This is a genomic window from Dietzia natronolimnaea, from assembly GCF_002289575.1.
GTDB lineage: Bacteria > Actinomycetota > Actinomycetes > Mycobacteriales > Mycobacteriaceae > Dietzia > Dietzia natronolimnaea_A.
In genome coordinates, this window is sequence record NZ_NTGA01000026.1 from 1 (window position 1) to 21,106 (window position 21,106).

Below are 21,106 nucleotides of genomic sequence, written 5' to 3' on the forward strand. Positions count from 1 at the left end.
CCCCCGACGAACTAACGGAGACACCCACTAGTTCTGTGGAGTCTGGATGCCGAGGGCGAGAAACAGATGATCCTCATCGACGGCGTGATCGAAGCGAACACCGCCGACCGGGGGACCTTTGACGGCGAGTCGATGTGGTGGCCGGCGAATCCCGCTCCGCACGGGCTCGAGGTCGAGGGGGACGGCGTGTGGGAGCTCTCGGTGGTGCCGGTGTCGTCGGCCCCGCCGCTGGCGAGCGGGGGACGAGGCACGCGGGTCTTCCTGTACGACGGGGAGGGCGGTGTGATCACGGGGAGCCGAGCAGACACCTCTGTCGGGATGGCGGTCACTGAGTTCTCCCTGCCCCGCTCGGGCGGGACTCCGAAAAATGTGGTGACCACCCCCAGTGCCGATGCAGAGTTCGGCCTCGATCTGGCTCCCGGGCCCTCGGTGCTCATCGTGTCGCACCGTGACGAGTGGACGATCAACCTCCCGGACGAGGGGTAGTACCGCACTGACCGATTTCGCGCCTGGGGGCGGAACGCCGGTGATTAGATGGGATCTCCTCCACCGGTGTGCACGCAAGGGGTGACGATGACCGAGATCACGATCGGCAGCGCGGTGGGCGCTCCGGAAGCCCCGGCCCGGTTGGACGCCCGTCGCTTCAACCGCCACACCTTCTGGTGCGGGCAGAGCGGCAGCGGGAAGACCTACGCGCTGGGGGTGGTCCTGGAACAGCTCTTGCTGCACACCGAGCTCCCCATGGTCATCCTCGATCCCAACGCCGACTTCGTCAGGCTGCCCGAAGCCCGCGACGAGGCCGGTGCGGCCGAGGTGGCCCGGCTCGCGGAGCTCGACATCAGGGTCTTGCGCTCCTCGGAGGGGTCGGGGGAACGGTTGCGCGCCCGGTACGTGGACCTGTCCCCGGCGTCCAAGGCCGCCTTGTTGCAGCTCGATCCGATCGCGGACGCGGAGGAGTACAACGTCCTCCTGCGCACCAATGTCCGCGCGGAGGACTTCGACTCGGTGGAGGCGCTCGCGACGCTCCGGGCCTCGTCCGACCCGGGGGAGGTCCAGCTGTCCTACCGGATGGAGAACCTCCAGGTGCTCGAGTGGGATCTGTGGTCCCGAGGCGCGGGTTCGGTCGTCGACGTGATCGGTCAACGGCCCCGCGCCACGGTGATGGATCTCGGCGGCTTCACCCACCCGGCCGAATCGAAGGTTGCGGCGTTGGCCCTCGTGGAGCACCTGTGGTCGAGGCGCGAGGATCGCGAGCCGATCCTCATCGTGATCGACGAGGCGCACAACGTGTGCCCGCCCGATCCGCAGACCGACGTCGAGCGGGCGCTCACCCGTCAGCTGGTCCAGATCGCCGCGGAGGGCCGGAAGTTCGGGCTGTGGTTGCTGCTATCCACGCAGCGACCGATTAAGATCCACCCCAACGTCCTCTCGCAGTGCGACAACCTGGGTCTGATGCGCGTCAACTCGCCCAGAGACCTCATGGAGCTGGCGGAGGTGTTCGGGTTCGCCGGCGAGGATCAGATACGGCGATCGGCCTCGTTCGCGCAGGGCCAGGCGCTCTTCGCCGGGGGTTTCGTCTCCGAGCCGACATACGTGCAGATGGGCAGGCGGATCACCGAGGAGTCGGGTGGGGACGTCCGGGTCCCACTACGCGACGACGGGTGAGGTGACGCTCTGTCCCGGATTCCGGTGCGCAGGCGTCACATCAGCGCCGCGAGTCGCTTCTTGCGCAGATTCTGGGTGACGATCCACTCGACGTCGCGGTCGTCCGTCGGGAGGTCACGGAAGGCGGCCAGGCCGGGTTCCGGATCGGCGGCCACGGCGATACTCCAGCAATAGCCCAGCGCCTGGCGGAGGTTCCGGGCTGCAGGGCTGGTCCGCAGAGCCGGCGGGAGCGCCACGAGGTGGCGTGTACAGCGTCGGCACACGTCGACGGCGACGGCCGCCGCCGGGGCGGTGCGCAGCAGTCGCGGTTCGCAGATGGCGACGACGGCGACGCGCTGGACATACAGCTCGGGATCGTCGGCCCACCTCCGGACTATCCCCCTCACCACATCGGGGAAGTCGTCGCCCAGGAGCTGGAGACCGATGGCGACGCCCTCCCGCACCCGCCACCGGTCATCCGTCGCGAGCGCCCGGGCTCCGGCCTCGCACTCCGCGCTGCCCGCTCTCAGCCCGAGAGCCGCGGCCGCGCACATCGCGGGGTACTCGCCGCCGTCGGACATCATCGCCTCGATGGCGCGGCCGTCCGCGAGTCTCGCGGCGACGGTGAGCAACGAGAGGTCGGCGCGAGGTCCGGGGAGACCGGAGCGCGCCGACAGGTACGCCGGCCACAGCTCTGGTTCCATCGCCCGTAGTTCGGCGGACGCTGACTCGGCGGATCGCATTGGCCGACGGTACTCCCTGACCAGGAAACCCCGGGGGAGTACGGCGACGCTTCTCACCCGCTGACGGCCCCGGTGATCGACCTCTGCCACCGGTCGCGACACCGCCCCGGCCGGGTGGCGACCGCACCGTGCGCGTGCCCGCGGTGACGGTGCGTGGCGAGCAGGTGGGTCAGAGCGGTGAGGTGCGGGAACTCCACCATCATGCCGATCACGATCGCGGCCGCGATGGCGGGGTGATCAGGCAGCGCGATCGTGGTGACCGCCAACATGAGCGGGGCGTTGCGGGCGGAGGTGGTCATGGTGAGCAGTGCGTGCTCGGGGTGGCTGAGGCCGAATCCCCGGGCGATCGCCTCGCCCACGACGTAGACGACGACGAAGAAGAGGAACACCACGAGGAGCACCCGGCCGAACGCGGAGGGGTCGGACAGGATCGTGCCCACGTTCGCGGCGAACAGGCACACGATCAGGGCGGCGAGGATGACGGGCACCGCACCGTCGGCGGCATCGACGACCCGACCGCGTGTGGAGCGTGGAGCGACCAGGCGTAGAGCCCCTCGCAGGGCGACCGCGAGCACGGCCGGCATCACGAACCAGATGATCAGCGCCGGGCCGGCGGCCGACACGGTGTTCACGACCTGGTGTCCGGCGAACACCCCCAGCCACACCGGGTAGAGCGCCAACTGCAGGACGAGCTGGACGGGGATGAGCGCCGACCCGGCCGCGGTGTCTCCTCCGGCCATGCGGGTGAACCCCAGAAACCAGTCGGTACAGGGGGCCAGGCAGTAGATCAGTATCCCCACACGCAGGGCGTCGTCCGGGATCAGCACCGAGGTCAGCGCGAACGCGACCACCGGGATGAGCAGGAAGTTCATGGCGACGGCCAGGAACGCGATCCGGGGCACCCGGCGTCGATCCAGCAGGCCGCCCGAGGGAAGGGTGAAGAAGATGACAGCCACCAGCAGCATGACCAGGTGGTCCACGGCTCCCCCCAGCCGGTCCGCGATGCCCGGCCACCACGTCCCGGTCGCGCCACCGGCGATGATCGCGGCGAGGAAGAGTCCCGTGGCGGCGAGTGGCCGAGGCGACGCCCGATGCTCCGGAACGGAGCTCAGCACGCGCATTCCACTCCGCAGCACGACAGATCATCGGTGAGCATGCCGGCGGCCCGCCACGCCTCGAGGGCGGCGACGTCCTTACCCGCCCGGTCGCCGATGACCCGGGCGACATGGGCGAAGCGCTGCCGGAACTTGTAGACGAAGCAGAACTTCATCCCGCCGTGCCGGATGGTGGCCCCGGACAGGAACAACCCGGGGGTGAGGGTGGACTGGTCGTCCTCGTCGAGTTCGGGCCAGCCGTCCCCGCGGGACGCGAAGAGGTGCTCCACCGGGCCGAGCCCCGGTCCGAAGCCGGTCGCCGCGATCGGGCGACTCCCGCTGGTCACCGTGCGGCCATCGCCCAGCCGGGTCGAATAGCCGTCCGAGGTCGGGGAGACGGCGACGGCGTGCGAGGCGACCAGGGTGAGCTTCCCGGTCGACAGTGCGGCGACCAGGCGCATCCGGGAGCGCGGAGCGAGCCGGAACGACGGGTCGGAACCCGACCCTGCATCCCACGGCGACTGTTCGTCGACGATGGTCACCCGGGAGCCCCGGCGGACGTGGTGGCAGGCGATGTCGATGCCCGACTCGTATCCGCCGATCACCACGACGTCACCCGGGCGTGACTCCCAGGCGGCGGCCCCGCTGCTGTGATCGAGCAGCGGGTGGCCGGCGATCCGCGGAGCCACGGGGTCGCCGAACTCGCCACCGGCCCACACCAGTGACCGCGCCAGGACCGGACCGCGCGAGCACCGCACCTCGAAGCCGCCGTCTCGAGGTGTCACGGAGGTGACCTCGGTCCCCTCGAGCAGGGGAAGGGCGAAGTGCGTGGCGACACCGCGCAGGTATGTCGCGTACTGGCGCCCTGTGGGGTAGTCGACCCCGAGACTGAACGCGGGAGAGGTCTCCGGGTGCACGGAGTTGAGGTCCGTGGCCCCGAAACCGTTCCCGGTGAAGGAGGGGGTGAGGAAGGTCTGCTCGGCCGGCCAGTCCAGGAAGGTCTGCCCGATCGCGCCCCGGTCGACGACGCCGAAGACGAGGTCGTCGACCGCGGCGAGTGCGAGTGCGGTGCCGATCCCGGCGGGGCCTGCGCCGATGACGAGGGCATCGAGCATCGGGGGTTCTGAGGTCACGGCAGTCCCTTTCCTGCGGCACACAGCTGTGCGGCCCGCGGCGGGCGGGCCCGCGACCGGCGATCGGACGACGCCGATCACCCGCCTCCGCGGCTTATTGGTAATCGTTGTCAATAAGCCTACACCCAGGGGTCCTGCGGCCCGGAGTCCGTCGACCGGGGCCGATGCCGTCGCCGCGTCAGGCGTGGTTGTCGAGGAGGTGTGCGGCGGTGTCGATGCACTGCAGTGCGGCCTCGTTGTCGACGCGGGTGAGCGCGAAGGCCGCGACGATCATGGCGGTGCAGGCGTCTGCGAGCCGGGCGTTGGCCTCCGGCGCGTGCGTGGGGCGGTGGGCGACGACGCCGCGCCCGATGGCCGAGCGCAGCTCCTGTCGATACGCGGCGACGACCTCGCGCACCGCCGAGTCCCGCGCTATCGGCGCGTTCGCCGAATTGATGAGAAGGCACCCGTTCGCGGACGCAGGGGAGCTCTCGTCGAGGAACGCGTGTCGCAGCCTGGCGAGGTACTCGACGATCGCGTCGGGGGCGACAGGGGTCGCGGTGAGCGGCCGGAGTAGTGGACGGACGACCTCGTCGAGGTAGCTGTCGACCGCCGCGTCGAAGAGGCCGCGCTTGCTGCCGAAGGCGTTGTAGATACTCGACCGGTTGAGGCCGGTGGCGCTCTCGAGGGCGGGGATCGCCGCGTCCTCGTAGCCAGACTCCCAGAAGACCTCGCGAGCGCAGCGCACGGCGGCGTCGGTGTCGAATCCCTGCGTACGACCCATGGTCGGCCTCCTTTTGTGAAACGTCCGGTCTAGTATATATTGAAACGATCAGTTCAGAACCTATCCGCCCCCTCGATCCGACAAGGTCACACCATGCTCATCGTCTCCCTGGTCCTCGCCGCCCTCGCGGCGCTGATCCACGTCGTCATCTTCGCGCTCGAATCACTCATGTGGACGAGCGCACGTGCCCGCCGGATCTTCGGCACGAGCCTCGACGAGGCGCGCGCCACCCAGCAGCTCGCCTTCAACCAGGGGTTCTACAACCTCTTCCTCGCGATCGTCACGGCTGCCGGCATCGCGTTCGTCCTGGCCGGCCCGCTTCCCGTGGGTGCCGCGCTGCTGTTCGCGGGTGCCGGTTCCATGGCGGCGGCGGCCCTCGTCCTGTTCCTCTCCGCGCCCGACAAGCGGGGGGCGGCCCTCAAGCAGGGCGTGCTCCCGCTGCTCTCGGTGCTCGCGCTCGCGATCGCTCTCTAGCGGCCCGCTCCGTCACCCCGTTCCCCACCACCCATCCCGACCACACCCGGAGGTAGAACCATGACCGACGTCACCAGCACCGTCACCAGTACCCATATCCAGCTCGCCGCACGCCCCTCGGGGTGGCCGACCCACGAGGACTTCCGCACCACCACCGTCAGCTACGGACCACTCGAACCCGGTCAGGTCCGGGTCTCGAACCTCTACGTCTCCGTCGACCCCTACATGCGGGGCCGGATGAACGACGTGCGCAGCTACACCGCCCCTTACGCCGTCGGCGCGACCATCACCGGCGGCGCGGTCGGCCGCGTCACCGCATCCACCGACGACTCCGTCCCCGTCGGGAGCGTCGTGTCGCACCAGCACGGGTGGTCGGACATCGTTCAGGCCGACGCGTCGACCTTCACCGTCGTGCCCGAGCTCGACGGAGCACCGCTCTCCCTGTACCTCGGCATCCTCGGCATGACCGGGTTGACCGGTTACGTGGGGCTCACCGCGATCGCCGGCCTGACGCCGGGCGACACGGTCTTCATCTCCGGTGCCGCAGGCGCGGTCGGGACCGCGGCGGGGCAGATCGCCCGGCTCCTGGGCGCCGGTCGCGTCATCGGATCGGCGGGATCTCCCGAGAAGGTGCGTCTGCTCACCGAGAAGTACGGCTTCGACGCGGCGCTCGACTACAAGGACGCGCCCGTACGCGACCAACTCGGCGCACTGGTGCCGGAGGGCGTCGACGTGTACTTCGACAACGTCGGAGGCGACCACCTCGAGGCGGCACTCGATGTGATGAACGACGGTGGGCGACTGGCCCTGTGCGGGGCGATTTCGGGGTACAACGACAAGGGTCGGACACCCGGCCCGGACAACCTGGCCAACATCATCGTCCGTGGACTGACACTCACGGGCTTCACGCTCGGCGGTCACCTCCACCTGGGCGCCGAGTTCGCCGAGCGGATGACGACGTGGTTCGCCGCGGGGGAGATCGCCTACGACGAGACCGTCGTCGACGGCATCGAGAACACCGTCGACGCGTTCCTCGGCATGATGCGCGGCGCCAACACCGGGAAGATGGTCGTACGGATCGCGCCCGAGCGGCGGTAACACCCCACACGTGGCACGCCGACGGATCCGCGCTCGGGTCGAGCGGGACGGCATGGGATCCCCGGAGGGGGCATCATGGCAGCATGAAGTCCATCGGCGGTGACCGTCGGAGCGGGGGAGAGGTGCTCGGGTATGACCAGTCACGATCAGGACGGTGACGGCGAGGACGCCCGTGCCCGCCTGATCCGCCACGTCGACGACCTGTGCGCGGGCACGGCCTCCTCGGGACCCGGAGAACTCTCCGATCGGGCGGCCCTGTTGGTGGCCTGTGGCCTCGTCGAACCACGCATCGTCAGCGTGGTGCTCGCGAGACTCCATCGGAATCTCCCCTTCCCCACCGTCGGCGGCTTCCACCAGCTGCGAGTGATCGAGGAACAACGTCACGACCTCAGGCGTCTGCTGGGCACCCCGTTGCCGTCGGTCCTGAGGGTGGCGTTGCGCACCCGACTGGCCGACCTCGACCGGAGGTACGTCTCGCTACGCACCGGGTTCACCCGGGGCGCAGGTGTGTTCGCGTATCGGATCAAGGACATCCGCGCAGACCGCAAGCGCGGGGTCCACCTGGACCCGGAGGACCGGGGTCGACTCTTCGACGCCCTCGCCTCCACGCCGACGAGGGCACCGGTGCCGATGGTGCCCAGGACGATGGTCGAGTTGGGCACGGCCGCGGCCGCCTACGGGCAGCGCGAGATGGGGCGGGTGGTCCTGCCGCACCGCGTCCAGGCAGTGGTGGAGTCGTTGCCTTCGCTCCCACGGATCCGGGCGGACAACCGCCGACTCCCCGAGATGTACACCGCGTTGCTCATGGAGGTCGGCGGTCTGTACGACCGACTCATCCGGGCCTACGTCCGCGGCGGGCGGTCGGTGGAGGAGATCCGGTTGCAGTTCGACGCGGAGACCGAGGTGGTGGGGCTCGCCGGAGACCTCTGCCGGCTGCGGGAGACGGCGGCGACGCCGGGTGTCCCGCCCGCGCGTGACGGGTTCACCACCCTGACCGGTATGGGTGCGGCGATCGACGAGGTCTGGGCCGAGGTGGTCGAGCGGGCGGTCGCGTTCCGCGAACTGGTGGAGTCGGTGGAGACCCGCGCCGACGCCGCGGTGTCGGAGGCCGCGCGGCTCGACGACATCGCCCGCGAGCACGGTGTGAGGCCTCCGTCGACCGTGCACGCGCCCAGTCCCGCCGACCTCACGGCCGAGCACCTGGCCGCACGCGCCGGTGACCGGATGCTCTCCACCGAGGCCATGCGCAGGCTGCGCGGACAGATCGACCCTGAGCGCTGACGCGGAGACCAGCGGGGTGCGCCGCCGACCCCGTCAGCCCCTGCGTACGGTGGCATCAACTGTTCTGTAGACCGGGAAGGACTCCACGCGTGGGATTCGCCAACCGCTTCTGGAAGCTTATGGGCTCCACCCAGGGCCGGGACACCTCGCGCGCGCAGAGTGCGGTCGAGGCGTCCCACGGGTTCGACGACTGGGCCTCGGGGATGGACGACGCCGAGTTCGCGGACGCCGCCCACGATCTGCAGCTCTTCGGCGAGTCCCCCGAGGACCTCGCACGCTTCCTCGCTCTGGCCAGAGAGGCCGCGACGAGGGCCGTCGGACTGAGGCCGTTCGACGTCCAACTCCAGGGCGCTCTGAGGATGTTCGCGGGGGACGTGGTGGAGATGGCGACCGGAGAGGGCAAGACCCTCTCGGGTGCGGTCGCGGCGGCGGGTTACGCACTCCAGGGGCACACCGTCCACGTCATCTCGGTCAACGACTATCTCGCGGCCAGGGACGCGCGGTGGATGGGGCCGATGTTCGAGCTGCTGGGGCTGACGGTGGGTCACGTCACCGAGTCGTCGTCCCGCGAGGACCGTCGCGGCGCCTACGCCTGCGACATCACCTACGGGTCCGTCTCCGAGATCGGTTTCGACGTGCTGCGGGAGCAGCTGGTCACCGATCCCGCGGACCTCATCGCGCCCACGACCGACGTCGCTCTGGTCGACGAGGCCGACTCGGTCCTCGTCGACGAGGCGTTGGTCCCGCTGGTGCTCGCCGGGTCCACCTCCGGGGAGGCGCCCACGGGGGAGATCCTCTCCGCGGTCCGGAAACTGCGACCGGGCCGCCACTACGAGACCGACTCCGAACGGCGCAACATCTTCCTGACGGACGACGGCGCCGAGGCGATCGAAGGCGAACTGGGGATCGGTGACCTCTACGACGAGGAGCATGTCGCCACGACGCTGGTGCAGGTCAACGTCGCACTCCACGCGTGCTTCCTGCTGAGGCGGGACGTGGACTACATCGTCCGTGACGGGCGGGTCCAGCTGATCAACGCCTCGCGGGGTCGCGTCGCCGAACTGCAACGGTGGCCGGACGGGCTGCAGGCGGCCGTCGAGGCCAAGGAGGGGGTCGCCGTCTCCGAGGCCGGTCAGATCCTCGACAGCATCACGGTCCAGGCGTTCATCGGCCGATACGACCGCGTGTGCGGGATGACGGGAACGGCCCTCGCGGCCGGGGCGCAGCTGCGTGAGTTCTACTCCCTGGGGGTCTCCCAGATCGACCCGAACACCCCCTGCGTCCGGGTCGACGAGGCCGATCGAACGTATATCGACGTCGACAGCAAGACCCGCGCCGTCGTCGAGCACATCGCCGCCGTCCACTCGACCGGCCAGCCGGTGCTCGTGGGTACCCACGACGTCGCGGAGTCGGAGGAACTCGCCGCACGACTGTTCGAGAAGGGCGTGGAGTGCGTGGTGCTCAACGCCAAGAACGACGAGGAGGAGGCGGCCATCATCGCCGAGGCGGGGGACGTGGGCAACGTCACCGTCTCGACCCAGATGGCGGGCCGCGGCACGGACATCAGACTGGGTGGGTCCGACGAATCCCGCCGCGACGAGGTGGTCGAACTCGGCGGACTGCACGTGGTGGGGACCGGGCGGCACCGGACGGAGAGGCTGGACAACCAGCTGCGGGGGCGCGCCGGGCGTCAGGGGGACCCCGGTAGGTCGGTGTTCTTCGCCGCGATGGACGATCCGGTCGTGACCTCGGCCCTGGAGCCCGAGAAGATCCCCACCTCGCACGACAGGATCAGCGGGCTGCTCAAGGGCAACCGTGGCCGGGACGCGGTCGACCACGCGCAGCGCGTCACCGAGGGGCAGATGCTCGCGATCCACTCCAACACCTGGCGGTACAGCAGACTGCTCGCCGAGCAACGCGCCATCCTCGCCGAGCGCCGGGCGGCCCTCCTGGTCACGGAGAAGGCGTTCGAGGAACTCACCGCGCACGATCCGGCGCGCAGTGCCGAACTCGTGGAGGCGCACGGCCGCGATGCTGTGGTGCAGGGGTGCCGGGACATCATGCTGTGGCATCTCGACCGGGGCTGGGCCCGTCACCTGGAGACGATGAACGACGTCCGCGAGTCCATCCACCTCAGGGCACTGGGTCGGGAGAACCCTCTCGACGAGTTCCACCGGATCGCGATCGACCATTTCAGAGACCTCGCCTCGGACGCCGTCCGGGAGTCGGAGACCACCTTCGCCGAGATCGAGTTCACCGATTCGGGGGTGGATCTCGTCGCCAACGCTATGGCGCGGCCCACCTCGACGTGGACCTACATGGTCCACGACAACCCGATGGCGGCGGGTGGCAACGTCTTCTCCGGGATGATGTCGACCTTCCGATGAGTGCGGCGCGGGAGGGACGGCGTGAGACCGATCTGAGGGAATGGCGGACCGGTGAGGGCAGGGTCCTCGGTGCGCGCATCCCGCAACCGCGCGACGGACACCTCTCCGCCGCGGTGCCACCCGGCCTCGGGTACGAACCGCCGCCGCGTGACCCCCGGGTCAGCGACAGGTTCTGGACGCTTCCCAATGTCATCTCGCTGGCGCGCATCGCCCTGATCCCGGTGCTCGTGGTGAGCATCCTGGTCTGGGACGACCCGCCCCTGGCGCTGTGGCTCCTCGGTGCGTTGGTGGTCTCCGACTGGCTCGACGGCAAGATCGCACGTCTGTGGAACATGCGATCCACCTGGGGCGAGCGTCTCGACCCCCTGGCCGACCGCATCCTGGTGGCCGCCGTGCCCGTGGCCTTCGCCGTCGCCGGGTACATCCCCGTCTGGGTCGTGGTGGTCCTCCTGGTCAGGGACGCGCTGCTGGTGGGGACCGTGCCGGTGTACCGCCGGAGAGGGATCGAACCGGAGGTCACCTACCTGGGCAAGGCCGCCACGTTCGCGCTGTTCTGGTCCCTCCCACTGCTTCTCGCCGGGTTCGCGGGGGTCCCCGGAGGGGAGGCGTTCCTGATCCTCGGTGAGGCGTGTCTGTACTGGGGTGTGGGCCTCTACTCGTGGAGCGGCGCGATCTACCTGTGGCAGGCCTGGAGGATCGCCCGCGCCGTGCCCCCGCGCCGTCCCGGATCTACTGCAGTGGAGCCGTCCGGCGGTGTGTAATGTCGCCAGTTGTACACGCCAAGTGAGCCACGCGAGAAGGGCACGTCAGTGAGTGACCAGAACATCCCCGACCAGCTCCGGTACACCGACGAGCACGAGTGGGTGGAGCGGGTGTCCGACACCCGAGTTCGCATCGGCATCACCGAGTACGCGCAGTCCAAGCTGGGTGACATCGTCTTCGTCCAGCTCCCGGACGTGGGCGGGGAGACGGAGTCGGGTGAACCGTTCGGCGAGGTCGAGTCGCCCAAGAGCGTCTCCGACCTGTACGCGCCGCTGAGCGGGAAGGTCGTCGAGGTCAACACCGCCCTCGAGACGTCGCCCGAGCTGGTCAACTCCGACCCGTACGGTGAGGGGTGGATCGTCGTCCTCGAGATCCCGGACGTCGACGATCTGGAGACGCAGCTCGAGCAGACGCTGGACTCGGACGGATACGCCAAGATCACGGAGGGCTGAGGGGTAGGGACCGCCCCCGGCCCCGCGGCCGGACGGTCCGACATAGAATCGCAGGCACCGCATGGTGAGCCCCACGCCCGGGCTCGGACGAGGAGAGACGAACGTGACCGAGAACAAGAACATGCCCGAGGCGACCGCCGAGACCACCTCGGTGTTCCGCGCGGAGCTTCTCAACGAGTCCGATCAGCAGGCGGCTCAGTCCGAGCCCGCCGTCACCGGTGTCGAGGGACTGCCCGAGGGGCAGGCGCTCCTGGTGGTCAAGCGAGGGCCCAACGCGGGCTCCCGTTTCCTCCTGGACCAGGCCACCACGTCGGCCGGCCGCCATCCGGACAGCGACATCTTCCTCGATGACGTCACGGTGAGTCGTCGCCACGCGGAGTTCCGGAGCGAGGGCGGTACGTTCAACGTCGTCGACGTCGGATCCCTGAACGGGACGTACGTCAACCGCGAACCCGTGGACTCCGCCTCGTTGTCGAACGGCGACGAGGTCCAGATCGGCAAGTTCCGCCTCGTCTTCCTGACGGGTACGCCCGGGCAGTGACAGCCGCCGGACACGGCGCCACCGAGGAGGGACACCTCTCCATCGGCGGCGTCATCGCACTCCTGAGTCCGGAGTTCCCGGACCTCACGGTGTCGAAGGTCCGGTTCCTCGAGAACGAAGGACTGGTCACCCCCGAGCGGACCGCCAGCGGGTACCGCCGGTTCAGCGTCGGGGATCGTGAACGGTTGCGCTATGTCCTCACGGCGCAGCGCGACCGGTATCTGCCCCTCAAGGTGATCCGTGAGGAGTTGGAGGCGCTCGACTCCGCGATCGCGGACGGGTCCACGACCGCCCTGCTCCCGCGGCCCGGCGGGGACGGTGTGCCGGGGTCGACCCCGGACGATTTCCGCAGCGACACCGTTCTGCGCCTCACCCGTGAGGACGTGGTCGAGCAGTCGGGGGTGGACGCGGAGCTCGTCGGTTCCCTCGTGGACGCCGGGCTCATCGTGGCCGGCCCCGGCGGATTCTTCGACCCGGAGGCGGTCCTGGTCGCGCGGACGGCGCACGACCTCGCCGGCCACGGCGTGGACGTCCGTCATCTGCGGGGCTTCCGGACGGCCGCCGACCGGCAGACGGGCCTCATCACCCAGATCGCCGGCCCGGTGGCACGGCAGGGCGACGCGGATGCACGGGATCGCGCCGCCGAGTTGGCCCGGGAGATCGCCGCGCTGTCGGTCGCTCTGCACTCCACGCTCGTCACCGTGGCCGTCCGGCACGCGCTGGAGTCCTGACGCACGCGCCCCGGGACGGATCGGGGCTAGGCTGGACCCGTGGGAGAGGCGGAGGACATGGGAAAGAACATGCGAGAGGTGAACGTCGTCGGCATCCGTTTCGAGGAGCCGGAGTACGCACCAGTACTGATCCTGCACGAGAAGGACGGGGGGCGGTACGTCCCGATCTGGATCGGAGCGTCCGAGGCCGCCGCGATCAGTCTCCAGCAGCAGGGCGTGCAGCCGGGCAGGCCGCTGACCCACGATCTCGTGGCGACGCTCCTCGAGACCTTCGCCCATCCACTCGAGCAGGTGGAGATCGTGGGGGTGTCCGAGGGGACGTTCATCGCGGAGCTCGTCTTCGAGGGCACGCGGGTCTCAGCCCGGCCGTCGGACGCCGTCGCCGTGGCACTGAGGACCTCGTCCCCGGTCCTGGTCAGCCGTGAGGTGCTCGACGAGGTCGGGATCTCGCTGGTGGAGCAGGGCGAGGAGGAGGTGGAGGCGTTCCGTGAGTTCCTCGACCAGGTGAGCCCGGATGACTTCCTCGGTGGTGGAGACGCTCCGCAGGAGCCCGGCGGCCCCACGTCCTGAGCGCTGCGACCAGGTATTTCCGTCTCCACAGGAGCCACTCCAGCACCAGTGCGCAGGTCGCGGCCAGGTCTCAAGTTCAACTTGAGGTTGAGGTTTACCGCGTGTCCTATTGATCGCGGACCCTCGCGGGCCTAGCGTTGCTCCCAGTGAACTACACCGATGGTGTTCACGTGTTCAAGGATCCGGACTCGACAGAGTCCGGCACCGTGTCCCCGCGACAGCGGCGGCACCCCACAGCTTGAGGGAGCAATCGTGGCCGACCACACCCGGGATCCGGAGTCGTCCTCCACCGGTACGCACACGGAGGGTCTCTTCGGAGGCGACGTCGAGGCCACCCAGGCCACGTTCGACGAGGTGCAACCGGGACTGTTCCCCGACGACGGCATCCCGGACGGCACGAGTGGATACCGCGTGCCGATCGCCTGCCAGATCGCCGGCATCACCTACCGGCAACTCGACTACTGGGCCCGGACCGATCTGGTGGTGCCGTCGATCCGCAACGCCGCCGGGTCCGGCAGCCAGCGCCTGTACTCGTTCAAAGACATCCTCGTCCTCAAGATCGTCAAGCAACTGCTGGACACCGGGATCTCGCTGCAGAACATCCGGAAGGCCGTGGACCAGATCCGCTCCCGGGGAGTGAAGGACCTGGCCACCATCACCCTCTTCTCCGACGGTCGCACGGTGTTCGAGTGCACCTCGAAGGAGGAGGTCTTCGACCTCCTCCAGGGCGGACAGGGAGTCTTCGGTATCGGGATCGGTGGTGCGATGCGGGAGCTCGCCGGGTCGATCTCCGAGTTCCCCGCCGAGACCGTCTCCGCCGAGGACGTCATCGAGCCCCTCGAGGACGAGTTGGCGGCCCGTCGCCGCGCCCGCGCCTCGCGGCGTACGGGCTGATCGGAGGAGTCGTCTAGACTCGGCGGTGCGTTCACGCGACTCACGGGAGAGTCCCGCGGTATCCACCGCGGGCGCCGAAGGAGCAACTCCTCTCCGAGAATCTCTCAGGCACCCGAACCGTGTAGTCGTCGAACGCCTCTGGAGAGCGGTGGAACAGACCACCCGCCCACGGGGAAAGCGCGGCCCACAGGTGGGCCCCGTGAATCTCTCAGGCGCCGGCGTCAGCCGGTTGGGGACAGAGCGGAGAGGGTAGCACCGGCCCGCAGGCCGCCCGTCCGGGCGGCCCCGCCCTTCGAGGAGCACCTGTGACGACGACCCCGCACACCGCCCGGACCGGAGGCGAGTTCGTCGCCCGCCATCTGGGACCCGACGCCGACGGCCTGGCCCACATCCTGCGGACCATCGGCGTGGACTCGCTCGACGAGCTCGCCGAGCGCGCGTTCCCGTCGGTCATCCTCGACGAGGTGGGTCCCGACGGCCGGGCAGCGGGCATCGACGCGCTGCCCGAGCCCCTGTCCGAGTCCGATACGCTCGCCGCGCTGCGCGTGCTCGCCGACCGGAACGAGGTCGCGGTCTCCATGATCGGGCAGGGGTACTACGACACGCTCACCCCGGCCGTGATCCGCCGCAACGTCGTCGAGAGCCCCGCCTGGTACACGGGGTACACCCCCTACCAGCCGGAGATCAGCCAGGGCCGACTCGAGGCTCTTCTCAACTTCCAGACCATGGTCGCCGACCTCACCGGCATGGACATGGCGGGCGCCTCGATGCTGGACGAGGGGACCGCGGCCGCCGAGGCCATGACGATGCTCCGCAGGGCCAACCGGTCCTCGAAGAGCCCCCGCTTCGCGGTCGACACGGACGTCTTCGGACAGACCGCCGCCATCCTCGCCACCCGCGCCGAGCCGCTGGGTATCGAGATCGTCACCGCGAACCTGATCGACGACGGGTTGCCGGAGGGCGACTTCTTCGGAGCACTCGTGCAGACGCCGGGTGCCTCGGGCCGCGTCGCCGACGTCGCCGGGCTGATCGACCAGTGCCACGACCGGGGAGTCCTCGTGGCGGCGGGCGTCGACCTGCTCGCCGCGACCGTCCTCACCCCGGCCGGGGACAAGGGTGCGGACGCCTGCTTCGGCTCGTCCCAGCGCTTCGGTGTCCCGATGGGCTTCGGTGGCCCCCACGCCGGCTTCCTCTCCTGTCGCACCGCCCACGCCCGTAACCTCCCGGGCCGCCTCGTGGGCGTGTCGACGGACGCCGACGGTCGGCCGGCCTACCGGCTGGCGCTGCAGACCCGCGAGCAGCACATCCGCCGCGACAAGGCCACGTCCAACATCTGCACCGCTCAGGTCCTGCTCGCGGTGGTCGCCGCGATGTACGCCTCGTACCACGGAGCGGAGGGCCTGGCGGCGATCGCCCGGCGCGTGCATTCCCATGCCGCGGTCCTGGCCGACGGCCTCGTCGCCGCGGGTGTCCAGGTCGTCCACGCCGACTTCTTCGACACCGTCCTGGCCAGGGTGCCCGGCCGTGCCTCCGAGGTGCTCGCCGCCGCCGCCGAGCGGGGGGTGAACCTGTGGAGGGTCGACGACGACCACGTGTCCGTCTCCTGCGACGAGGCCACCACCGGGGACCACCTCGCGCTCGTCCTCGAAGCGTTCGGCGGTGACGTCGCCGACATCGCGGACGCCGGACAGCTGGAGATCCTCGTCGATCCCGCCTACGGCGACCGGACCTCGCGCTTCCTCCAGCACGAGGCGTTCGTCAGGTACCGGACCGAGACCGCGATGCTGCGGTATCTGCGAGCCCTCGCGGACAAGGACCTGGCGCTGGACCGCACCATGATCCCGCTGGGTTCCTGCACCATGAAGCTCAACGCCACCACGGAGATGGAGCCCATCACGTGGCCCGAGTTCGCGGGCCTCCACCCCTTCGCACCGGTCGAGCAGACCCGAGGGATCCGCCGGCTCGTGGCCGACGTGGAGCAGTGGCTCGTCGACATCACCGGCTACGCCGCGGTGAGTCTGCAGCCCAACGCGGGCAGCCAGGGGGAGTACGCGGGCCTGCTGGCGATCCGGCAGTACCACCGCTCCCGCGGCGACGAGGATCGCAGGGTGTGCCTCATCCCGTCCTCGGCTCACGGGACCAACGCCGCGTCCGCGGTGATGGCGGGGATGAAGGTCGTCGTCGTCGGATGTCGACCCAACGGGGACGTCGACGTCGACGATCTCCGCGAGAAGGTCGGCCGGCACGCGGCCGAGCTGTCGGCGATCATGATCACCTACCCCTCGACCCACGGGGTGTACGAGCACGACATCGAGGAGATCTGCGCGATCGTCCACGACGCCGGGGGACAGGTCTACATCGACGGGGCCAACCTCAACGCGCTCGTGGGTGTCGCCCGTCCGGGGCGGTTCGGTGGCGACGTGAGCCACCTCAACCTGCACAAGACCTTCTGCATCCCGCACGGTGGTGGCGGTCCCGGGGTCGGCCCGGTCGCGGTGGCCGAGCACCTGCGCGAGTTCCTGCCCGGCCACCCCTACGAGGAGGGTCTCGGTTCGGGCGCGGTGGTCTCGGCCGCCGCCTTCGGATCCGCCTCGATCCTCCCCATCACGTGGGCCTACGTCCGCATGATGGGCGCGGACGGGCTGCGTCGTGCCACCCTCACCGCGATCGCGAGTGCCAACTACCTGGCCCGGCGGATCGGCCCGGACTTCCCGGTGCTGTACTCCGGGGACGGCGGGTGGGTGGCGCACGAGTGCATCCTCGACCTCCGGCCGCTCATCGACTCGGTCGGCATCTCGATCGACGACGTGGCCAAGAGGCTGGCGGATTACGGTTTCCACGCGCCCACGATGAGCTTCCCGGTGCCCAACACGCTCATGGTGGAGCCCACCGAGAGTGAGGACCTGGCCGAGCTGGATGCCTTCTGTGACGCGATGGCCGCGATCCGCGCCGAGATCGACCGGGTCGCCTCGGGAGAGTGGACCGTGGAGGACAATCCGCTGCGCGGGGCTCCCCACACCGCCGAGAGCGTCTCCGCCGACGAGTGGGAGCACGCCTACCCGCGCAGCCTGGCGGGTTACCCGCTGGGTTCGGAGTGGCGCCCCAAGGTCTGGCCCGCGGTGCGGCGGATCGACGGCGCGTACGGCGACCGCAATCTGGTGTGTTCCTGCCCTCCGCTGGACGCGTTCGCCGAGGACTGAGGCGCAGGGGGCCGGCGTTGTCGTACCCGCGTGACACCGTGCGGGCATGACGACGACCGGTTCCCGTCCCGTTCCAGATCTCCCCTCTTCGTGCCTGACGTGGTGTCGCGCCCAGCCTCCGGCACTGCTGGTGGCGGACGAATACGTGGAGGTCGACCTCGACCTGTGGAACCTCAGGCTGGCGGAGCGAGGGGTCGACCTCCGGCTGGTCGCCGGTGGGCCCGACGGCGGCCGGGTCGAGTCCGGGTCCGGATACCTCCGCAGGAGTGACCTCTGGGCAGCGGGCCGCAGGGCTCGGGGCAGCCTGGAGGAGTCCGTGGTCGCGCTCTACATGTGTGCGGCCTGGCTCGCCGGGCACCCGCAGCGATCGGGCGTCCGCAGGGGTCTGCCGGACTTCCGTGTACCGGAGCGCGACCGCTCCGCGTGGCGCTCGGTGTCACCTCACGGATATCCCCTGGTCCTGCACGAGGTGGCGGACTGGTTGGACGCCCCGGCGGAGGCCATGAACCTGCTCCGCAACGGCGCGCCGTACGGCAGGGCTGGCAGGGGGGTGCCCGATCTCGGGTTCCCGCTCGCCTCGCTCTATCTGTCGTCCCTGGGAATGGCGTGGTCGGACCAGACCATCGTTCCCGTCGATTCGGCCGGGATCGCCACGCTGGTCCACGCGGGATGGACCGAGATCGACTCGCTCGGTCGCATGACGCCACGCCGGTATCAGCGGTATCTGGACGTGATCTCCGCGTGGGCGGACGAGGCAGCTGTCGACCCGCTCGTGGTCGAGATGTGGGTGGTGCGCGACTGGCATGACCGGCGCTCGATGGTCGCGCAGTCGGGGTCGTCCGCGGAGAGTCCGCGCGGCGGCCGCCCGCGGTGAACCAGCGGAGAAGATAGTGTCCGCTCCATGGAACCGCAGAGCATGACCGTCGACATCCCGGCCGGCACCCTCGACGTACTGGACTGGCGTACCACCGGGCCCGAGCGCGGGACCGTGTTGGCGTTGCACGGCTTCCCGGAATCCCCGTGGGAGTGGGAGGCGGTCGCCGGGGTGCTGACGCAGCAGGGACTCAGGGTCGTCGCTCCGGCCCAGCGGGGGTACTCGGCCGGTGCACGCCCGGACGACGTCGGGGCCTATGCGATCGAGCACCTGAGCGCGGACGCTCTCGCGGTCGTCGACCATCTCGGTCTGGAGACGGTGCACGTGCTCGGCCACGACTGGGGGGCATCGGTCGCATGGTGGCTCGCCGCCCACCACCCCGGGCGGGTGTCGAGCCTGACGGTGGTGTCCGTCCCCCACCTGTCGGCCTTCGCGTGGGCTCTGCAGTCCGACCCGGACCAGCAGGCCCGATCGGCCTACTTTGCCCTCTTCCGCCAGGAGGGGAAAGCCGAGGACGTCCTGCTCGAGGACGGAGCCCGACGTCTGCGGGCGATGTTCGACGAGCACGTGTCTGACGAGCTCATCGCCAAGCACCTCGAGGTGGTCGGCACGCGGGCGGGGCTGACGGGAGCGCTCAACTGGTACCGCGCGATGCGGCGGTACGACCTGCCCGACGTGTCGGTCCCCACGACCTATCTGTGGGGGGAGGACGACCCAGCGATCGGGCGCTCCGGTGCCGAGGCCACCGCCTCCCGGATGGCGGGGGAGTACCGCTTCGTCCCGCTGGCGGGCATGGGGCACTGGCTCCCCGAACAAGCCCCCGAGGTGGTGGCCGCGGAGGTCCTGGACAGGATCGGCTGACGCCGGAGACCCGGGTGGGTCGGGCACGGTCCCGGTGTCAGGACTGGCGCAGTTCCCGCTTGAGGAGCTTGCCCGACTGGTTCCGGGGCAGTTCGTCCACGAAGACGACCCGCTTCGGCACCTTGAACGGCGCGAGATGGGCGCGGGTGCCGTCGATGATCTCGGATTCGGTGGCGTGGACGTCGTCCCTGAGGACCACGATCGCGGTGACGGCCTCGATCCACTTGTCGTCCGGTGTGCCGATCACGGCCACCTCCGCCACGCGCTCATCCTGGTAGACCGCGTCCTCGACCTCCCGGGACGCCACCAGGACACCACCGGTGTTGATGACGTCCTTGATGCGGTCGACGACCTCGATGAACCCCTCCGGGTCGCGCACCACCAGGTCGCCGGAGTGGAACCACCCGTCGCGGAACGCCTCGGCGGTGGCGTCCGGCTTGTTCCAGTAACCCGTGCACAACTGCGGAGACCGGTAGACCACCTCGCCCCGCTCGCCGTCCGCGACCTCTGCGCCCGTCTCGTCGACGACGCGGGCGTCCACGAAGAACACCGGTCGGCCGGCGCTCGCCGGGCGGGCGTCATGCTCCTCCGGGCGCAGGACGGTGGCCAGTGGGCCGATCTCCGACTGTCCGAAGCAGTTGTAGAACCCGAGGTCGGGATACTTGCCGCGCAGGCGCTGGAGCACCGTCACCGGCATGATCGAGGCGCCGTACTGGGCCTTGCGCAGACTCGACAGGTCCCGGGACTCCAGGTCCGGATGTGAGGCCAACGGCACCCACACCGTCGGCGCGAGGAAGAGCGAGCCGATCCTGTCGACCTCGACCCGGCGGAGGATCTCGGTGATGTCCGGGGCGGCCATGAGGTGCACCGTCGCCCCCAGGGAGAGGTAGGGGAGCGCGAACACGTGCATCGCGGCCGAGTGGTAGAGCGGCATGGTCACCAGCGGCTCGTCGTCCGCGGTCAGGTCCAGGGCGAGAATGCAGCTCACGTACTCGTGGACGAGCGCGGAATGGGTCATCATCGCGCCCTTGGGGCGTGAGGTCGTCCCCGAGGTGTAGAGGAGTTGGGCCAGATCGTCGCCGGTGGAGGGGGACTGCACCGGGGTACACGGGGAGTCGTCCGTCGCCGAACCCAGAACGGTGCCGTCCGCGGTCTCCCCCTCACGGGGCAGCAGAGGCAGGGAGCGCAGCCCCGGCATGGTCTCGAGTACGTCCGACAGCGTGGCGGCCTGTGCCGGGTCCACCAGGACCAGGGACGCCCCCGAGTCGGTCAACAGGTACTCGAGTTCGCCGCCGGTCAGGGCGTAGTTGACGGGCACGTGCGTGAACCCGGCGCGGGAGGTGGCGAGGAAGCCGATGAGATAGGCATCGGAGTTGACCCCGTAGCCGGCAACCCGGGCGCCGTCCTCGAGGCCCTGGCCGGCGAGGGTCGTGGCCACCCGGTCGACCGCGGAGTCCAGCGCCGCGTAGGTCCACCGGCGTTCGGCGAAGGTGAGTGCCACGCGGTCGGGGAACCGGGCCGCCGCCCGGCGCAGGACGGCGTCGACCGTCGCGGAACTCACGGCGGGACCGGGGAATCGAGGGGGTGTGGTCATCGTCTCAGCC

General features: G+C 69.9%; 20 protein-coding genes and 1 riboswitch. Of the genes, 15 read left to right on the top strand and 5 right to left on the bottom strand.

Going from position 1 to position 21,106, the window contains the following annotated elements:
- Positions 1–66: 66 nt before the first annotated feature.
- Both CEY15_RS14190 and CEY15_RS14195 read left to right on the top strand, forming a co-directional pair.
- The gene (locus CEY15_RS14190) at positions 67–486 is read left to right on the top strand and encodes a hypothetical protein (RefSeq protein ID WP_095718986.1); all 420 of its coding nucleotides are present in this window, start codon (positions 67–69) and stop codon (positions 484–486) included.
- Between the two features lie 87 nt (positions 487–573).
- A complete protein-coding gene (locus tag CEY15_RS14195) occupies positions 574–1,665 on the top strand; it encodes an ATP-binding protein (RefSeq protein WP_095719040.1) in 1,092 nt (363 codons plus the stop codon).
- Positions 1,666–1,700: 35 nt separating this feature from the next.
- Here CEY15_RS14195 and CEY15_RS14200 read toward each other — a convergent pair whose 3' ends face one another.
- The 4 genes from CEY15_RS14200 to CEY15_RS14215 all read right to left on the bottom strand — a co-directional run bounded on the left by CEY15_RS14200 (position 1,701) and on the right by CEY15_RS14215 (position 5,377).
- Positions 1,701–2,387 (bottom strand): PBS lyase heat domain-containing protein repeat-containing protein, encoded by a 687-nt coding sequence (locus tag CEY15_RS14200; RefSeq protein ID WP_095718987.1) that lies wholly within the window; start codon positions 2,385–2,387, stop codon positions 1,701–1,703.
- Between the two features lie 53 nt (positions 2,388–2,440).
- On the bottom strand, positions 2,441–3,508 hold the full coding sequence (locus CEY15_RS14205; protein ID WP_095718988.1) for an arsenic resistance protein: 1,068 nt from the start codon (positions 3,506–3,508) through the stop codon (positions 2,441–2,443).
- Complete coding sequence (locus CEY15_RS14210) at positions 3,496–4,614, bottom strand: NAD(P)/FAD-dependent oxidoreductase (RefSeq protein WP_245847629.1); 1,119 nt, start codon at positions 4,612–4,614, stop codon at positions 3,496–3,498. The genes CEY15_RS14205 and CEY15_RS14210 overlap by 13 nt, the downstream gene beginning before the upstream one ends.
- 178 nt (positions 4,615–4,792) lie before the next feature.
- Entirely contained in the window at positions 4,793–5,377 is a 585-nt protein-coding gene (locus CEY15_RS14215) for a TetR/AcrR family transcriptional regulator (protein ID WP_095718990.1), read from the bottom strand.
- 93 nt (positions 5,378–5,470) lie between these two features.
- Between CEY15_RS14215 and CEY15_RS14220 the strand changes: the two genes are divergently transcribed.
- From CEY15_RS14220 to CEY15_RS14280, 13 genes are all read left to right on the top strand, one after another.
- Positions 5,471–5,851 (top strand): DUF1304 domain-containing protein, encoded by a 381-nt coding sequence (locus CEY15_RS14220; RefSeq protein WP_095718991.1) that lies wholly within the window; start codon positions 5,471–5,473, stop codon positions 5,849–5,851.
- A gap of 60 nt (positions 5,852–5,911) precedes the next feature.
- A complete protein-coding gene (locus tag CEY15_RS14225; RefSeq protein WP_095718992.1) occupies positions 5,912–6,949 on the top strand; it encodes an NADP-dependent oxidoreductase in 1,038 nt (345 codons plus the stop codon).
- A gap of 132 nt (positions 6,950–7,081) precedes the next feature.
- Positions 7,082–8,230: a hypothetical protein gene (locus tag CEY15_RS14230; protein WP_095718993.1), complete on the top strand. Its 1,149-nt coding sequence runs from the start codon at positions 7,082–7,084 to the stop codon at positions 8,228–8,230.
- 89 nt (positions 8,231–8,319) lie between these two features.
- On the top strand, positions 8,320–10,617 hold the full coding sequence (gene secA2, locus CEY15_RS14235; RefSeq protein WP_095718994.1) for an accessory Sec system translocase SecA2: 2,298 nt from the start codon (positions 8,320–8,322) through the stop codon (positions 10,615–10,617).
- Positions 10,614–11,378 carry a CDP-alcohol phosphatidyltransferase family protein gene (locus CEY15_RS14240; RefSeq protein ID WP_095718995.1) on the top strand — a complete coding sequence of 255 codons (765 nt, stop codon included), beginning with the start codon at positions 10,614–10,616 and terminating at the stop codon, positions 11,376–11,378. Before secA2 ends, CEY15_RS14240 begins: the two co-directional genes overlap by 4 nt.
- A 48-nt stretch (positions 11,379–11,426) precedes the next feature.
- A complete protein-coding gene (gcvH, locus tag CEY15_RS14245; RefSeq protein WP_095718996.1) occupies positions 11,427–11,831 on the top strand; it encodes a glycine cleavage system protein GcvH in 405 nt (134 codons plus the stop codon).
- 121 nt (positions 11,832–11,952) lie between these two features.
- A complete protein-coding gene (gene odhI / locus CEY15_RS14250; RefSeq protein WP_176475132.1) occupies positions 11,953–12,372 on the top strand; it encodes an oxoglutarate dehydrogenase inhibitor Odhl in 420 nt (139 codons plus the stop codon).
- Positions 12,369–13,103, top strand: coding sequence for a MerR family transcriptional regulator (locus CEY15_RS14255; protein ID WP_095718998.1), 735 nt, complete (start codon positions 12,369–12,371; stop codon positions 13,101–13,103). Before odhI ends, CEY15_RS14255 begins: the two co-directional genes overlap by 4 nt.
- A 69-nt stretch (positions 13,104–13,172) precedes the next feature.
- Complete coding sequence (locus CEY15_RS14260; RefSeq protein WP_095719041.1) at positions 13,173–13,673, top strand: bifunctional nuclease family protein; 501 nt, start codon at positions 13,173–13,175, stop codon at positions 13,671–13,673.
- Positions 13,674–13,925: 252 nt separating this feature from the next.
- On the top strand, positions 13,926–14,567 hold the full coding sequence (locus CEY15_RS14265) for a MerR family transcriptional regulator (protein ID WP_095718999.1): 642 nt from the start codon (positions 13,926–13,928) through the stop codon (positions 14,565–14,567).
- 33 nt (positions 14,568–14,600) lie between these two features.
- Positions 14,601–14,697, top strand: a riboswitch (glycine riboswitch).
- 175 nt (positions 14,698–14,872) lie between these two features.
- Positions 14,873–17,767, top strand: a complete 2,895-nt coding sequence (gene gcvP / locus CEY15_RS14270) for an aminomethyl-transferring glycine dehydrogenase (RefSeq protein ID WP_095719000.1) — start codon at positions 14,873–14,875, stop codon at positions 17,765–17,767.
- A 46-nt stretch (positions 17,768–17,813) separates the two neighbouring features.
- Complete coding sequence (locus CEY15_RS14275) at positions 17,814–18,641, top strand: hypothetical protein (RefSeq protein ID WP_095719001.1); 828 nt, start codon at positions 17,814–17,816, stop codon at positions 18,639–18,641.
- A 27-nt stretch (positions 18,642–18,668) separates the two neighbouring features.
- A complete protein-coding gene (locus CEY15_RS14280) occupies positions 18,669–19,502 on the top strand; it encodes an alpha/beta fold hydrolase (RefSeq protein ID WP_095719002.1) in 834 nt (277 codons plus the stop codon).
- 37 nt (positions 19,503–19,539) lie between these two features.
- On the opposite strand, the gene CEY15_RS14285 is transcribed toward CEY15_RS14280, so the two are convergent.
- Positions 19,540–21,096, bottom strand: coding sequence for a fatty acyl-CoA synthetase (locus CEY15_RS14285; protein WP_095719003.1), 1,557 nt, complete (start codon positions 21,094–21,096; stop codon positions 19,540–19,542).
- Positions 21,097–21,106: the final 10 nt, after the last annotated feature.

Excerpts from the sequence above, each read along its gene's own strand:
- CEY15_RS14195 (WP_095719040.1), top strand. The coding sequence starts at position 574 with ATGACCGAGATCACGATCGGCAGCGCGGTGGGCGCTCCGGAAGCCCCG.
- odhI (WP_176475132.1), top strand. The coding sequence starts at position 11,953 with ATGCCCGAGGCGACCGCCGAGACCACCTCGGTGTTCCGCGCGGAGCTT.
- CEY15_RS14275 (WP_095719001.1), top strand. The coding sequence starts at position 17,814 with ATGACGACGACCGGTTCCCGTCCCGTTCCAGATCTCCCCTCTTCGTGC.
- CEY15_RS14190 (WP_095718986.1), top strand. The coding sequence starts at position 67 with ATGATCCTCATCGACGGCGTGATCGAAGCGAACACCGCCGACCGGGGG.
- CEY15_RS14215 (WP_095718990.1), bottom strand. The coding sequence starts at position 5,377 with ATGGGTCGTACGCAGGGATTCGACACCGACGCCGCCGTGCGCTGCGCT.
- CEY15_RS14240 (WP_095718995.1), top strand. The coding sequence starts at position 10,614 with ATGAGTGCGGCGCGGGAGGGACGGCGTGAGACCGATCTGAGGGAATGG.
- CEY15_RS14260 (WP_095719041.1), top strand. The coding sequence starts at position 13,173 with ATGCGAGAGGTGAACGTCGTCGGCATCCGTTTCGAGGAGCCGGAGTAC.
- CEY15_RS14225 (WP_095718992.1), top strand. The coding sequence starts at position 5,912 with ATGACCGACGTCACCAGCACCGTCACCAGTACCCATATCCAGCTCGCC.
- CEY15_RS14280 (WP_095719002.1), top strand. The coding sequence starts at position 18,669 with ATGGAACCGCAGAGCATGACCGTCGACATCCCGGCCGGCACCCTCGAC.
- CEY15_RS14205 (WP_095718988.1), bottom strand. The coding sequence starts at position 3,508 with ATGCGCGTGCTGAGCTCCGTTCCGGAGCATCGGGCGTCGCCTCGGCCA.
- CEY15_RS14285 (WP_095719003.1), bottom strand. The coding sequence starts at position 21,096 with ATGACCACACCCCCTCGATTCCCCGGTCCCGCCGTGAGTTCCGCGACG.
- CEY15_RS14220 (WP_095718991.1), top strand. The coding sequence starts at position 5,471 with ATGCTCATCGTCTCCCTGGTCCTCGCCGCCCTCGCGGCGCTGATCCAC.
- CEY15_RS14200 (WP_095718987.1), bottom strand. The coding sequence starts at position 2,387 with ATGCGATCCGCCGAGTCAGCGTCCGCCGAACTACGGGCGATGGAACCA.
- CEY15_RS14230 (WP_095718993.1), top strand. The coding sequence starts at position 7,082 with ATGACCAGTCACGATCAGGACGGTGACGGCGAGGACGCCCGTGCCCGC.